Annotated in this window: 14 protein-coding genes and 1 riboswitch; of the genes, 10 read left to right on the plus strand and 4 right to left on the minus strand. The window is 36.9% G+C overall.

The features are described 5' to 3' along the window. Positions 1–92: 92 nt before the first annotated feature. Both folP and AC0C45_RS07660 read left to right on the plus strand, forming a co-directional pair. Positions 93–941 (plus strand): dihydropteroate synthase, encoded by an 849-nt coding sequence (gene folP / locus AC0C45_RS07655; RefSeq protein ID WP_472928013.1) that lies wholly within the window; start codon positions 93–95, stop codon positions 939–941. A 251-nt stretch (positions 942–1,192) separates the two neighbouring features. Beyond that, on the plus strand, positions 1,193–1,387 hold the full coding sequence (locus AC0C45_RS07660; RefSeq protein WP_013055532.1) for a hypothetical protein: 195 nt from the start codon (positions 1,193–1,195) through the stop codon (positions 1,385–1,387). Positions 1,388–1,413: 26 nt separating this feature from the next. Here AC0C45_RS07660 and liaG read toward each other — a convergent pair whose 3' ends face one another. Continuing rightward, on the minus strand, positions 1,414–2,283 hold the full coding sequence (gene liaG / locus AC0C45_RS07665; RefSeq protein ID WP_472928014.1) for a LiaG family protein: 870 nt from the start codon (positions 2,281–2,283) through the stop codon (positions 1,414–1,416). A 387-nt stretch (positions 2,284–2,670) separates the two neighbouring features. Then, positions 2,671–2,772, plus strand: a riboswitch (purine riboswitch). A 138-nt stretch (positions 2,773–2,910) separates the two neighbouring features. On the opposite strand from liaG, the gene AC0C45_RS07670 reads away from it, so the two are divergent. The 5 genes from AC0C45_RS07670 to bioA all read left to right on the plus strand — a co-directional run bounded on the left by AC0C45_RS07670 (position 2,911) and on the right by bioA (position 8,664). Next, on the plus strand, positions 2,911–4,104 hold the full coding sequence (locus AC0C45_RS07670; protein WP_013055534.1) for a NupC/NupG family nucleoside CNT transporter: 1,194 nt from the start codon (positions 2,911–2,913) through the stop codon (positions 4,102–4,104). A gap of 316 nt (positions 4,105–4,420) precedes the next feature. Then, positions 4,421–5,857, plus strand: coding sequence for an amino acid permease (locus AC0C45_RS07675; protein ID WP_013055535.1), 1,437 nt, complete (start codon positions 4,421–4,423; stop codon positions 5,855–5,857). A gap of 136 nt (positions 5,858–5,993) precedes the next feature. Then, positions 5,994–6,557, plus strand: coding sequence for a biotin transporter BioY (locus AC0C45_RS07680; protein WP_013081856.1), 564 nt, complete (start codon positions 5,994–5,996; stop codon positions 6,555–6,557). Between the two features lie 30 nt (positions 6,558–6,587). Then, positions 6,588–7,310: a dethiobiotin synthase gene (gene bioD, locus AC0C45_RS07685; RefSeq protein ID WP_013055537.1), complete on the plus strand. Its 723-nt coding sequence runs from the start codon at positions 6,588–6,590 to the stop codon at positions 7,308–7,310. Then, positions 7,291–8,664: an adenosylmethionine--8-amino-7-oxononanoate transaminase gene (gene bioA / locus AC0C45_RS07690; protein WP_047933658.1), complete on the plus strand. Its 1,374-nt coding sequence runs from the start codon at positions 7,291–7,293 to the stop codon at positions 8,662–8,664. Before bioD ends, bioA begins: the two co-directional genes overlap by 20 nt. A 161-nt stretch (positions 8,665–8,825) precedes the next feature. Here the strand turns inward: bioA and AC0C45_RS07695 are convergent, their stop codons facing one another. Further along, entirely contained in the window at positions 8,826–9,008 is a 183-nt protein-coding gene (locus AC0C45_RS07695; RefSeq protein WP_013081858.1) for a YolD-like family protein, read from the minus strand. 376 nt (positions 9,009–9,384) lie between these two features. Between AC0C45_RS07695 and AC0C45_RS07700 the strand changes: the two genes are divergently transcribed. Further along, positions 9,385–10,050, plus strand: coding sequence for a TerC family protein (locus AC0C45_RS07700; RefSeq protein ID WP_034654187.1), 666 nt, complete (start codon positions 9,385–9,387; stop codon positions 10,048–10,050). Between the two features lie 249 nt (positions 10,051–10,299). On the opposite strand, the gene AC0C45_RS07705 is transcribed toward AC0C45_RS07700, so the two are convergent. Both AC0C45_RS07705 and AC0C45_RS07710 read right to left on the minus strand, forming a co-directional pair. Further along, positions 10,300–11,568, minus strand: coding sequence for a dicarboxylate/amino acid:cation symporter (locus tag AC0C45_RS07705; protein WP_013081860.1), 1,269 nt, complete (start codon positions 11,566–11,568; stop codon positions 10,300–10,302). A 145-nt stretch (positions 11,569–11,713) separates the two neighbouring features. Next, entirely contained in the window at positions 11,714–12,772 is a 1,059-nt protein-coding gene (locus tag AC0C45_RS07710; protein WP_047932374.1) for a DctP family TRAP transporter solute-binding subunit, read from the minus strand. A gap of 108 nt (positions 12,773–12,880) precedes the next feature. Between AC0C45_RS07710 and AC0C45_RS07715 the strand changes: the two genes are divergently transcribed. Then, positions 12,881–14,449 (plus strand): ATP-binding protein, encoded by a 1,569-nt coding sequence (locus AC0C45_RS07715; protein WP_472928016.1) that lies wholly within the window; start codon positions 12,881–12,883, stop codon positions 14,447–14,449. 12 nt (positions 14,450–14,461) lie between these two features. Then, complete coding sequence (locus tag AC0C45_RS07720; RefSeq protein ID WP_115653111.1) at positions 14,462–15,148, plus strand: response regulator; 687 nt, start codon at positions 14,462–14,464, stop codon at positions 15,146–15,148. Positions 15,149–15,322: the final 174 nt, after the last annotated feature.

The following is a 15,322-nucleotide window of genomic DNA, read 5'->3' on the forward strand; positions in this document are numbered from 1 at the left end:
CTTTGATATAATTACGAACGGTATGACATTCTCAAAATACATGATATTTATAAATATACATCAATTTGCAAATTACGAAGGGGCTGAGGATAGTGTCAACTTTAACGTCTCAATCGGTCATTAAATGCGGAAAGTATGAACTGAATTATGCGGACCGTACGCTTATTATGGGAATTTTAAACGTAAACCCGGATTCATTTTCAGATGGCGGAAAATACTACGATGTAGAGAAAGCGGTTGCTCATGCTGAGGAAATGGTGAGGCAAGGAGCAGACATCATTGATATCGGAGGAGAATCAACTCGTCCTGGTTATACAAGAATTAGTGATGAAGAAGAGATTAAACGGATTGTGCCCGTTATTTCTGAAGTGGCTAAGCGCGTAGAGGTGCCGATTTCTGTAGATACATACAAGTCGGAAGTGGCCAAGCATGCGCTAGAAGCAGGAGCACATATTATTAACGATATATGGGGCGCAAAGGCTGATCCCAAAATGGCTCAAGTTGCAGCTGACTATAATGTTCCTATTATTTTAATGCATAATCGCCATGAGCCCAATTATACAAATCTGATTACAGATATGATAAGTGATTTGGAAGAAAGCATATCAATTGCAAAAGCTGCAGGAGTTCGAGATGATCAAATTATTTTAGATCCAGGCGTTGGCTTTGGAAAAACGGCTGCGCATAATGTAGAAGCGATTCAGCATCTAGATCAGCTGATAAAGATGGGCTATCCTGTGCTGCTTGCTACTTCTCGTAAAGGATTTATTGGACAAATAGTCAATGCTCCTCCTACGGAAAGAATGGAAGGAACTGCAGCTACTGTATATGCAGGGATTGCACAAGGCGTTCAAATGGTTCGGGTTCATGACGTATTAGAAATCAAGCGCTTTGTAAAGATGGCAGATGTACTGGTAGGAAAACATACATTTCAGTTTTAATAATCATTAAAATGCCATTTCTATTAGGTGAAGATTCCCGAGCAGTGAAGCTCGGGAATTTTTTATGTATGTAAAGTGGCGGAGGAAAATAATGCACGATTGGATGGTTGATTTTACATAATTTAGCTTTATGATAGAAAGAGAAGATATAACGCTTTCATATTCTGATTAAATCGTGCTGCTTAAAATGAAATAAATAACATCTTGGTATTCAGTCTTATTCAATCACCGAAATATGGAGGAGAGAATGAATGAAACTAGCATTGCTTCTTGTCATTATTATCGGCGTTGCTGCCCTTGCAGGTACGATCAGTGCTGCAAAGAAAGTAGATGAAGATTACGGAAAATCTAAAAAGAAAAGTATAGTGAATTTATCTATTATTTACGGAGTCGTATTCATAGGATCAATCGTAGGAGTAGCGTGGTATATTGCAGTGAGACCATAAATAAAACGAACACTTCCGTGTTCGTTTTATTTTGATTTTAACGTTAATTCTCCGCTTGAAACAGCTGCATCAATAGGATATCTTCCATTTCCATGCTTTCCTTTTAATACATCTTCTGTTACGGTTGCGTTGCTTAACTTAAAGTCATTGTTTATATCACCGCTGCTTACTTTTCCATTCACTTTAAAACCAGCGCTTTTCGGAAGAACCAGCACGGCATCTCCAGATCCTACATCTACAGAAACGGCCTCTTCTAGTTTTTTAAAATCCATATAGAGATCACCAGATCCAATGCGCGCCTGAAGTTTTCCTTTATAGTTTGTTCCTTTAATTTCCCCAGAGCCTACAGCAAATTTAGCTGTTTGGCTTTCAACATTACTCAGCTGTAAATCTCCAGAATTGACATCCGTACGAAGAGAGGTGCTCCTCAAGTTTGAAATACTTGCATTTCCAGAACCTACTTTAATCGAAACATCTTTCAGCTGAAGCGCTTGCTCAGGCTGTGTAGCAACTTGAAGGTCCCCAGAACCTACCGTAAGCGCAAGGTTGTGGTGATAATCTCTAGGAATGCAGATTGTCACTTTTGTATTTGAAAAAATAGAAAGCCATTGAAAAGGACTTTTTTGATAAGTGACGACTAGGGTATCTCCATTTTGCTTTACATCTACTTTTCCTTTACCTTCTACTTTTGTTTTAATATCTTGACGATCTTGCGGCACAACAGTTGTACTAATGCTGGGAGAGTCAATTTGAATATGCTGAATATCACTTGATAACGCCGCTTCAGACCTGGACGTCTTGAATGAACTTAACGACCAAGAGGAAGGTGCAAACGCAGTAGAAAAGAGGAGTGCCGTACCACCTATCACTAAAATAAAAGCCAATATTTTTTTCACGTTATAACCCGCTTTCTACCTAAATTAAATTTGTTTTCTTCTACCATAAAGTGTAAATTGAAAAGTGGTTAATTTCAACGAACAGCAGGATTATTTTTTTCTACGTCTCAAGTCGTAAAAATGAAATCTTTTTTTGAGGAATTAAACGAAAAGCGAAGTAGATATTTAAGCATACTCATTAAAGAATCAATTTTTTTGTTTCAAAAATAGGAAAATAATTGGGTTGAAAGGACGATTAAATTCACTTTTTTTGTGTAATTTTCCGATGGGTAGTTCAAAAGAAGTGATAAATAAATAGAATTTTCATACCAATTTTATTATTCCGAAAAACTTTTAAAGTGTTGATTATTAAAAAAATAAAGGGTAGAATTTGTTCATATCAATTGAATACAGCTAAGATTACGATCTTGTATATTATCAGTAATATGGTCTGATAGTCTCTACCTAGTAACCGTAAAAAACTAGACTACAAGAAAGTTTGGATATAAGCAGCAAAAAGAAGAGCGTATTCTCATGAGTACAGTCTTCTTTCAAAGCTCTTACTTTTCATACTTTCTGTTATTGTCAGAATTTATGAAAAGTAAGAGCTTTTTTTGTTTTTCAAATACACACCTGGGAGTGGCTTGCATGTACTTTTTATTAAATTTATTAGGCGTTTTTGTCGTAATGGGTGTCGTCTTTTTATGTTCTCCTAAAAAGAAAGAGATAAAGTGGCGTCCAATTGCTTCACTGTTAGTCGTTGAAGTCCTCATTACTTGGTTTATGTTAGGAACTTCAATCGGAACATGGATTATTAATAAGATTGCTTCGTTCTTTACTTGGCTAATTTCCTGTGCTAACGATGGAATTGCTTTTGCATTCCCATCTGTAATGGGAAATGAAACGGTTGACTTTTTCTTCAGTGCATTACTGCCTATCATCTTTGTCGTGACATTTTTTGATATTTTATCTTACTTTGGTATTTTAACGTGGATTATTGATAAAGTAGGCTGGGTCATTTCGAAAGTTTCTCGTTTGCCTAAATTAGAAAGCTTTTTCGCTATTCAAATGATGTTTTTAGGAAATACAGAAGCATTAGCGGTTATTCGTAATCAGCTTTCTGTGTTAAAAGACAACCGTTTGCTTACGTTTGGAATTATGAGTATGAGCAGTATTAGCGGATCTATTATCGGTGCTTATTTAACGATGGTTCCCGCTACGTACGTGTTTACAGCAATTCCACTGAACTGTTTAAACGCGCTTATTTTAGTGAGCTTATTGAATCCAGTTCATGTTACAAAAGAAGAAGATATGATTTACGTACCGCCAAAGTCGGAGAAAAAAGACTTTTTCTCTACCATTTCAAACAGTATGTTAGTCGGAATGAACATGGTTATTGTTATTTTAGCGATGGTTATTGGATATGTAGCTCTTACATCTGCGCTTAACGGTATTTTAGGCGTTATTGTAGACGGCTTGACTGTACAAAAGATTTTCTCTTATATCTTTAGTCCATTCGCATTTTTACTAGGGCTAACGGGACATGATGCAATGTACGTAGCTCAGCTGATGGGTATCAAGCTAGCAACAAATGAATTCGTGGCAATGATGGATTTGAAGAAAAATCTAGATACACTTCCACCGCATACGATTGCAGTTGCTACAACATTCTTAACATCTTTTGCTAACTTCAGTACGGTAGGTATGATTTATGGGACGTATAATTCTACGTTATCAGAAGGTAAATCAACGATTATTGGAAAAAACGTATGGAAACTGCTTGTGAGCGGTATTGCTGTTTCGTTATTAAGTGCTATGATTGTTGGATTGTTTGTTTGGTAAAAAGTGTGAAAAAGCTGTGCTTTCGTCTTCGAAAGCACAGCTTTTTTCTTGTTGCATCCTCTATTCATTTAAAGAAAAACGGTTATGAATATCAACAGTAAAAGAAAATCACACTATTCAAGAAAAATTCATTTTACTTTTGCAGAAAAACATTTTAAATCTAGTGAGCATTATGTTAAGATTACAAAAGGCTGTTTCATTTAAATTGAGAACACCGCATAAATATGTAAGTAAATATGCATAGAAAACAAAGGTTTATTAATTTTTTTCTAGGTAATATCTCGTAATAAATAGGTTGAAAGGAAATGTCGTTAATATGATAGAAGGACAACAGCAAACAAATGAATTAAAAAAGACGATGAAAAGCAGACATTTGTTTATGATTTCGCTCGGCGGGGTTATCGGTACAGGGTTCTTTTTAGGAACAGGATACACGATTAGCCAAGCAGGAGCGATTGGAGCTATCCTTTCGTTTATCGTAGGTGGCTTCATTATGTACTTAACAATGCTTTGCTTAGGGGAACTTGCAGTAGCAATGCCAGTTTCGGGTTCGTTTCAGACATATACAACAAAATTTATTGGCCCTGGTGTTGGTTTCGCTTTTGGATGGTTATATTGGTTGGGCTGGGCTGTAACGGTTGCATTAGAATTTTTGTCAGCAGGTCAGCTTATGCAAAGATGGTTTCCTGATTCTCCTGTATGGATCTGGTGTGCTATATTTGCCCTTTTATTATTCTCATTAAATGCACTGTCAGCTAAAGCGTTTGGTGAAGCGGAGTTTTGGTTTGCCAGCATTAAAGTGTTAGCTATTATTTTATTTATCGTGCTTGGTGGAGCTGCTATGTTTGGTTTTCTTCCACTAAGTAATGGAGACAGCGCACCGCTTTTCTCTAATTATACGGCTCATGGCGTGTTTCCTCACGGAATTAGTGCCGTGTTGATTACCATGATTACAGTTAACTTTTCATTCCAAGGCACGGAGCTTATTGGTGTAGCGGCTGGGGAAAGTGAAAACCCAGACAAGACTGTACCAAGAGCCATTAAACAAACGGTATGGAGAACGCTTGTATTTTTTGTACTAGCTGTAGCTGTCTTAGCGGGTATGATTCCGCTTGAAAAAGCAGGCGTAGTTGAGAGTCCATTTGTTGTTGTATTTGACCAAATTGGTATTCCATATGCAGCAGATATTATGAACTTTGTTATCCTAACGGCACTGCTATCTGTAGCTAACTCAGGTCTTTATGCAGCAACGCGTATGCTGTATTCATTGTCAAAAGATAACATGGCAAGTTCAGCTTTCATGAAAGTAAATAAACGCGGTGTGCCGATGAATGCCCTCCTTTTAACATTAGGCATTGCGCTTTTATCTTTACTTTCAGGATTCTTTGCTCAAGAAACAGTATTTGTATGGCTCATTTCTGCAGCGGGTTTAGGTGCACAAATCGGCTGGATTACGATTGCTGCATCACTGCTTGCATTTAGAAAAAGATATATAAATCAAGGAGGGCAAATCGAGGATTTAAAATTTAAAGTCCCTCTTTACCCGGTATTACCTTTAATCGCATTAGTATTAAATACAATCGTATTGGGAAGCATGGCATTTGATGCAGAACAGCGAATGGCGTTGTATGTCGGTATTCCACTAGCGCTGCTGTTTTATGCTTATTATCATGCACGTGTAAAAAAGAAAGTTGATTTATCTATCAGCCGTCAAGAAGTGCAGCTTAAAGACGACAAAAAAGTAATTTTATAAAAATCAAAAGACGCAAAAGCCTAGGTTTTTGCGTCTTTTTTTATTGTTTATTTGTCAACTCGTAATAAAATTAAGTTGACAAATAAAAAGAAATTATTGCAAACTTAAAGCAATGAAAAGAGAAAGGAGGGTGAATATGAAACCGAAAACAATGGCGTATGTTTCCTTATTTGCAGCTTTAACGGCGATTGGTGCATTTATAAAAATTCCTATTCCCTACATACCGTTTACTCTTCAAATTGTTCCTGTTTATTTAGCCGGTGCGCTGTTAGGTCCGCGTTTAGGTTTGTATAGTCAGCTATGCTACATAGGTATTGGGTTAATCGGTGTTCCGGTTTTTGCAGAAGGAGGAGGTTTAGGGTATATCTTCAAACCAACGTTTGGCTATTTAATTGGCTATGCTATGGGTGCATTTATGAACGGCTACCTTATTCAAAAATATGACTTAAAGAAACCTTTTTCTATCTTTTCAGCTAATTTATCTACGTTAGCTATTGTGTACGCAGTCGGCTGCTTCTGGCTTTACGGAGCAATGAAATGGATAATTGAAAAGCCTCTTTCACTGAGTGATACACTTCTTTTTGGAGCTGTTTTACCAATGCCTGGAGATCTTTTGTTATGTATTTTATGTTCAGTGCTGATTCACCGAATGCAGCCTCAATTTAGTCGTTTGTCATCAAAGCGGGTCAAAGCGGGGTAACTAAGACATAGAAAAAAAGGAGAGAAAAAAATGGGCAAAGCGTATTTTATTACGGGAACTGGAACAGATATTGGAAAAACCCTGGTTACAAGTATTTTGTATAAAGTACTTGGTCGTCTAGGAATAAAAACGACAATTTGCAAACCATTTCAAACCGGCTACCAAGACGAAATTGGAGGTTATCCAGATATTCACTGGTTTGAAACAAGGCTTGGAGTAGCAGATACGGGTATTTATCAGTTAAAGCCGGAGACGTCTCCTCATTTGGCTATTGCACTGAGCAACAAGCAAGTGGAGCCTTCAATCGTCTTAAAACGCATTAATGAATTAAAAAAGAAATTTGATGTAGTGCTCGTAGAAGGAGCGGGAGGTCTTGCCGTGCCTTTAATTGAGGAGGAAACAACGTTTTATATGACAAAAGATTTGATCATAGATGCACAAATGCCGGTTATTGCTGTGGGAACGACGGGATTAGGAGCTATTCATGATGCGCTTTCTACCTTTTCATATGCAAGTGAGCATCACCTTAAAATCAACGGACTCATTTTTAATCGTTTTAATCACAGCAGTATCATTCATAACGACAATGTTCGAACGATTGAAAAGCTGCTTCAAATATCATCTCTAATGACCGTTCCAGTATTCACACATATCGATGAAGAGTTAGATGCATATATTGAGAAAATGATGAGGCAAAAAAGTGTTATTCAACATATTCAGGAGGTGTTTGACTGTGCCGTATCAAAAAGCTGAGCTGGAGAAATGGGATAAAGAATATGTATGGCATCCGTTTACACAAATGAAAGCTTATCGTCAATCCAACCCTCTTATTATTGAAAGAGGAGAAGGAAGCTATTTATATGATGTAGAGGGAAACAAATATTTAGATGGATACGCTTCTCTATGGGTGAACGTGCATGGACATAATGATCCGGAATTAAATACAGCTTTACATATACAAGTGGAAAGATTAGCGCATTCTACGCTGCTTGGATCGGCAAACGTTCCATCCATTTTGTTAGCCAAAAAGCTAGCGGAAATTACTCCTGGCAGCTTATCGAAAGTCTTCTACTCTGATACAGGCTCCGCCGCTGTTGAAATTGCGTTGAAAATTGCCTATCAATATTGGCAAAATCTCGACTCTGTAAAGTACAAAAACAAAAGTAAATTTATCTCATTGAATGAGGCATATCACGGAGATACAATCGGGGCAGTCAGTGTAGGAGGCATGGATTTATTTCATCGCATCTTTAAGCCATTGCTGTTTGAACGAATTCCCGCACCTTCTCCTTATACTTACCGTATGGAAGGATTTGAAACGGAAGAGCAAGCTTCAGCTTACTGTATTCACCAGCTAGAGAAGCTCTTGCAGAACAAAGGGGAAGAAGTAGCCGGGTTGATTATTGAACCGCTTGTGCAAGGAGCAGCGGGTATTATTACCCATCCTCCCGGTTTTTTAAAACAAGTAGAGCTGCTGTGCAAAGCGTACGGGGTATTGCTGATTTGTGACGAAGTAGCAGTTGGATTTGGACGAACAGGAACGCTGTTTGCATGTGAACAAGAAGATGTTGTACCGGATATTATGTGTGTAGGAAAAGGGATAACAGGAGGATATATGCCGCTTGCTGCTACGTTAACAAGCGAAAAGATATTTAATGCTTTTTTAGCTCATCCGGATGAAAATAAAACGTTCTTCCATGGCCATACGTATACGGGAAATCAATTAGCCTGTGCAGTAGCGCTTAAAAATATTGAACTGATAGAAGAAAGAGAATTAATCCGTAGTGTAAAAGAAAAGGAAAAAGTTTTTAAACGCTATCTATTAAAGCTTTATGAACTGCCTAATGTGGGAGACATTAGACAACGAGGTTTAATGGCAGGAATCGAGATTGTGAAAGACCGTCAAACAAAATCGATTTTTGGAGATAAAAAAGTGATGGGAGACATTATTTTAGCCGCTCGCCAAAAAGGTTTAATTATTAGAGAGCTAGGTCCTGTGATTACGATGATGCCTATTCTTTCAATGACAAACGAAGAATTAAAAACAATGGTTGAAATTGTATATAAATCAATTAAAGAAGTAATCGCACGTCATACAGTGAGTTAAATAAAAAGAGGATAGGACAAAAGATTTTTATTTAGTTGAAAAAAGATCCGAACGATGAAGCGTTCGGATCTTTTTATGGTTATGGTAACGTGAATGTACTCTATTTAGCTGCTTCTAGCGGTTGATTGGTGTAGTTATCTCTCAATCTCTTCTTTTTTTTATCAATAAATATTCTTAATACTTGATAGGCGAAGTGATCGTACATGCTGATTTTCATCTTTTAATAGAAGAGTTTGTTCGAGTAAGTTTAAGTTTTGAATATAACCTTTTACCGTTTGAACAAAACCGTTGTTTTGATAGTTAATAGTTAATAATTTATTTGTTTTTAGCGCTTTTAAAATCATACCTATTTTCTCCTTTCTTATATCGTAGCTGACGAAAAACTACAAAATAACGAAGAAGCATTGGAGGCTTGTATTATTTATAAAAATCACTCTATTTTTTATAAATGCTCTCCTGCTACTAATAGTAGAGAGCGATGGTGAAAAATAGATGAAAGATAAAGGATAAGGTTTGATTTATTGTAATGAACTGACTTTTCCTTTACAAATACCTATTTCAAATTTCTTTTTAGTGATAAAATACTGTTAGTGAAATAACTACTTCTTTTCATTAAAGGATAAGAACGGTTTATATTGATAGAGTTTTAGTTCTCTATTTCTAGTAATGAAATAAGAGATAGAGAAATAGACTAATAAAAATCAATCAAGGAGTTTTTTTATGGATCAGAGTTTTATTTTAAATCTTTTAGAAATTTTACTGATTAACATTGTACTGAGTGGCGATAACGCAGTCGTGATTGCTTTAGCTTGTCGGAATCTTCCGGACGAGCATCGAAACAAAGCGGTTGTTTTCGGTACATTAGGAGCGGTTGTATTACGTGTAGGGCTAACGTTTGTCGCTGTCTATTTATTAACAATTCCATTTTTAAATTTCATCGGAGGCCTGCTTCTTCTATGGATTGCGATTAGTCTTTTAAAAGGTGAAGATGACGGAGATATTAAAGCGAATTCAACTCTAGCAGGTGCTATTAAAACAATTATTATAGCGGATCTTGTTATGAGTTTAGATAACGTAGTAGCGGTTGCGGGTGCGGCTAACGGCAGTATTCTACTCATTATCCTTGGTCTTGTTATCAGCATTCCGTTAATCATTTGGGGAAGTCAGCTTTTAATGAAAATTATGGAAAAATTCCCGATTATCATCATTGCCGGAGCAGCGCTTCTTGGCTATACTGCTGGTGAAATGATCTTTAAAGACAAAGCGGTGGGACACGTATTAGAAGGGTTAAATCCGCATTTGCATACGATTATTCCTATTTTGTTAGCTATTTTAGTTGTTGTTGTTGGGAAACTTAGCGGACGTTCTAAAAAAGAAACGCATTAATCCTAAAAAAGAGGTTGGGACAAAAGTATTTAAGATGAAGTGAAAAACGAACCACTAATCAAACATTTTGATTAGTGATTCGTTTTTTTGTGGGGATGAACGTAGGCTTCATTTGTTTAGATCCATCTAGCAGTTGATTGGAGTCTTGTACGGAAATCAACTGCGGTGTCATAAGCGGTTCAGCTCATGTATCCCATTTATTCGTCTTTAGATTGAATTCATCTGGCTATGTCTCAACCTCTTTTTTTATTACTTAGCTAATGGAGGTGCGGAATTAACGTCCTGTACTGTTTCTACAGGAGGATGAAATTCGTTTTCCATTTTCGATACAACTACAGTTGCTACACCATTTCCAATTAAGTTTGTAATGGCACGAGCTTCCGACATAAAGCGGTCTACCCCAATTAACAGCGCGATTCCTTCAACTGGAATCATCGGGAATGCAGCAAGCGTAGCTGCTAGTGTAATAAATCCAGAGCCAGTAACTCCGGCAGCTCCTTTAGACGTTAACATTAAAATACCAAGTAGCGTAATCTCTTGCATTAACGACAGGTCGACTCCATACGCTTGAGCGATAAAGATAGCAGCCATTGATAAGTAGATTGCTGTTCCATCTAGGTTAAATGAGTAACCAGTTGGAATGACAAGTCCTACTACAGATTTTGAACATCCGTACTTCTCCATTTTGTCCATCATTTTTGGCAGTGCAGATTCCGAAGAAGACGTACCTAATACAAGTAGAATTTCTTCTTTAATAAAAGCAATGAATTTAAAAATATTAAATCCATAAATCTTAGCAATGGTTCCAAGTACAAATACAATAAATAAGAACATAGTAATGTAAACAGATCCCATTAAGAAACCGAGTTTTTGAAGAGAGCCTATTCCAAAGTTACCGATCGTATAAGCCATCGCTCCAAACGCGGCAATAGGTGAAAGTTTCATAATCATATTAACAATTCCAAAGAAAATATCTGTACAGCGTTCAAAGAATGTAATGACAGGAGCCGCTTTTTCGCCGAGTGTAGCTGTAGCCATTCCAAATAGTACGGCAAAGAATAAGATTGGCAATAATTCACCATTTGCCATTGCGCCAAATACGCTGTCTGGAATAATTCCCATGATAAACTCCATAAAGCCATGCTCCGCTTCAGCTGCTTGCTGCGTATATTGAGTAACATCAGCTCCGCTTGCGCCATTGATATTAAAGCCAGCCCCAGGTTTGATAAAGTTTACAACGATAATTCCAATTGCTAAGGCAAAAGTAGTGACAATCTCAAAGTATAAAAGAGCTTTACCTCCAATTCGTCCCACTTTCTTTAAATCTCCCATGCTTCCGATACCGATGACCACTGTTAAGAAAATAATTGGGGCAATCACCATCTTAATTAATTTAATGAAGATATCAGCCAATACTTTTAATTTAGCTCCAAATTCAGGAAACATGAAGCCAATTGCAATACCAAGAAGGATACCGATAACAACTTGAACAGTTAGATTTTTAAAACTTAATTTCATACGTAATGCTCCTTTCGAGAATGTTTTTGTTAACGCTTACATTATTCTTATCCTTATATTAACTGATAATTTTAACTATTTATATTTCTGGTGATAATGTTCTTTTTGGTCATTTTGGTCAAAAAAAGTGATGAACATATAGTCATCACTTTTTGCTTTCGATATTTTTTATTTGTTGAATGATATCAAGCGTTTGTTTTGTGGCATTGTTTTCAAACGATTGATAAAGAGAGTTAAACTGTTTTTTCCATTCAGCTTTTTGTAAATCATTTAAGTAATAAACGCGCATGCCAGATTTATTTTTTATTTGCTGCAGCTGTTTATCGTTCATCATTTTTGATTGAGTCCAAATCCAGTTAGTTGTTTCTACCATTGCATCACTTAATAGTTGTTTTACATCTTCAGGGAGGCTGTCCCAATACTTTTCATCCATTAGAACAGCGTAGCCCAAGTATCCATGGTTGCTGATGGTCATATATTTTTGCAGCTCGTACAAACGTTTTGAATAAATATTAGAAATGGTATTTTCCTGTCCATCAAATTCCTGTCGTTCAAGGGATTGATATACTTTATTAAACGAGACAGCCTGAGGCTTGGCGCCAAGAAGTTCAAATTGTTTTTTGATTACTTCACTTGGCATAATGCGAAATGTTTGACCTTGAAAATCTGCTGGATGGAGCAAAGGTTTCGTATTGCTAGTCATTTGTTTAAAGCCGTTGCTCCATAAAGCAAGCCCTTTAATGTTTTTCTCTTGCAGCGTACTCAACAAATCCTGTCCGATTTTACCGGTAAACACTTGTTTTGCCTCGCTGTAATCATCGAAAATGAAGGGAAGATCAAAAAGTTGCCACGTAGAGGAGAGGTCGCTTAGCTTTGAAATGGAAGGTGCAATCATTTGTACATCATTTCGGCGAAGGGCGGCAAGTTCTTCGTCGTCTGAATACAATACGCCGTTTGAATATACTTCAATTTTAACTTTACCATCCGATTTTTGATTAACGATTTCAGCAAATTTTTGAGCGGCTAAGCCTTTTGGAGTATTTTCAGCTACCACGTGGCTAAAATTAATCACAATTTGCTTATTTAATCCTTTTTGCTCATCGTCATGATACACATTATCCTGATTTATAACCGTATACTGCAAAAAAACATAGATCATCAAGAAAACGCTAACAATGATACTTGCCCCTATAAACATCTTCAAAATGTCCAACCCCACGATTCAATAATTTTTCTCTACAAATATTCTAACACGCAATTTCTCAACGTGGTAAAATTAAAATAAACTTCAATCAGCAGTAGGTGTTCCGCTATGATGCGCTTATCGATGCAAACGAAAATGACCGGGTTAATCTTTTTTATCGTGGCCTTTTCGTTGTTTTTAGCAAGTATCGTGGTAATTAATAATTTTGTACAGTCAAAAGAAAATGATTTAGAGCAAAGGGCTTTAATCACTTCGAGAACAGTTGCTGAAATGCCTGAAATTCGAGAAAAAATTGAAAAAGATAGTAAGAACATTAATCAAATTGTAGAGCCGATTCGCATTATTCACGGTGCTTATTATGTAGTGGTTATGAATATGAATCATGAACGTTTGTCTCACCCTTTGCAAAGCATGGTTGGAAAAACCTCTAAAGGAGATGATGAGGGACAGGCGTTTGCAGAACATACCTATACCGATAAAGCAAAAGGAGAAGGCGGAATGGTCATTCGCTCTTTTGTGCCCGTTGTAAACGATCAGCATGAACAAGTAGGAGTGGTTGTCTCAGGCTATCTTCTTCCGAAATTTACAGAGGTCATTTTAAGTTTAAAAAAAGAAATCTTTCTTATCTCAGGTCTTGCTCTTTTCTTTGGAGGATGGGGAGCGTGGGCGCTTGCATCTCGTATCAAAAAAGAGATGTTTGAACTTGAACCCCATGAAATTGCTCGTTTGTTCGTAGAACGAACGGAGACCTTTAATGCCATGCATGAAGGAGTCATTGCCATTGATAAAGAGGAGAACATCACTATTTTTAATCATAAAGCGAAAATTATGATGGATGTACCCGATGAGGTAATTGGAAAAAAGATCTATGATGTGATTCCAGATACAAGGCTTCCAGAAATTCTGCAGCTTAATCAGCCTGTTTATAATCGAGAGCTTCAAGTTCGAAATTTGAATATTTTAAGCAATCGTGTGCCGATTAAGGTTAATAATCACACAGTCGGTGCGGTCGCTGTTTTTCAAGACAGAACGGAAGTTAAAAAATTAGCTGAAGAGTTAACAGGAGTTAAATCATTTGTAAGCGCTCTTAGAGTTCAAAACCATGAATACATGAATAAACTTCATACGATTGCAGGGCTTATCCAACTTGGAAATAAAGACAAGGCTCTTCAGTACGTTTTTCAAGTGTCTGAACAGCAAGAAGAGCTCACACAATTTCTTCATAAGCATATTAAAGATGAAAGTATATCGGGATTGCTGTTGAGCAAAGTCAGCCGTGCCAAAGAACTTGGAATTGAGTTAGCTATCGATCGCCACAGCGAGCTTCACTCATTTCCTCCTTACTTAGATCATCATGATTTTGTGATTATTATTGGTAACTTAATTGAGAACGCTTTTGATTCGTATCAGCATATGGAGCGTCGTGAACGGAAGATCTATATAAGTATGGAACAAAATGACGGCATTCTTTCTATATTAGTTGAAGATAACGGGTGTGGTATGAATGAAGATCAGGTAGAGAGAATCTTTGATGAAGGTTTTTCAACCAAAGCAAAGGAAAATAGAGGAATTGGTTTGCATTTAGTAAAACAAATTGTTGAAAAAGGAAACGGTCAGATCGAAGTAGAGTCAGAATTAGATGTTGGAACGACTTTTATCATTACATTCTTTTTATAGGGGGAGTGGGAAATGAATAAAAAAGAATGGACGGTGCTTCTCATAGAAGATGATCCTATGGTACAAGAAGTGAACCGCCAATTTATTGAACAAGTTGAAGGATTCATCGTTATCGCTGCAGCTTCGAATGGTTTAGAAGGTATACAGCTCATTAAACAGCATCAGCCTGATTTAACGATTATTGATATGTATATGCCTAGTCAAGATGGCTTAACCACCTTACAGCAAATTCGAGCAAATGGCTATAAAACAGACGTGATAGCAGTTACGGCTGCAAGTGACATTGAAACCGTACGGAAAGTGCTTCAATATGGCGCTGTGGATTATATTATGAAACCGTTCAAGTTTGAACGAATGAAGCAAGCGCTTGAGCAGTATCGTTCGTTTCAAGTTAAAATAAGTCAAAAAGAACATATTACTCAGTCTGAATTAGATTCTATGCTGTTTCAGCAATTCGAAGAAAAAGCCGATTTGCTTCCCAAGGGGCTAAATGCGGTTACGTTAAGGAGGATACAACAATATCTTTCCGAACAAAATCATCCAATTTCTGCTGAAGAAGTGGCGGACGGCGTAGGAATTGCGCGTGTTACAGCAAGAAGGTATTTAGAGTTTTTAGAACAGGAAAACGAGCTGAAATTATCAGTTGAATACGGCAGAGTGGGGAGACCTATTAATCGCTATATGTTAAAAATAAATTAAATCATACAGAACAGCTTTTATTTGGAAAAGCTGTTTTTTTGCGTTAGAAAGTATATCTTTTTCTCTCCTAGAACAAATTAAGGTATACAGTTTTCGCTACCCAAAGAATATTTCGTGCGGTCATTAATCCATAAAATGTCCCTGAAAAGGGATTAATGGCGGAAAAATTGGGGA

The sequence above is a fragment of the Priestia sp. VA7 genome, from assembly GCF_055710015.1.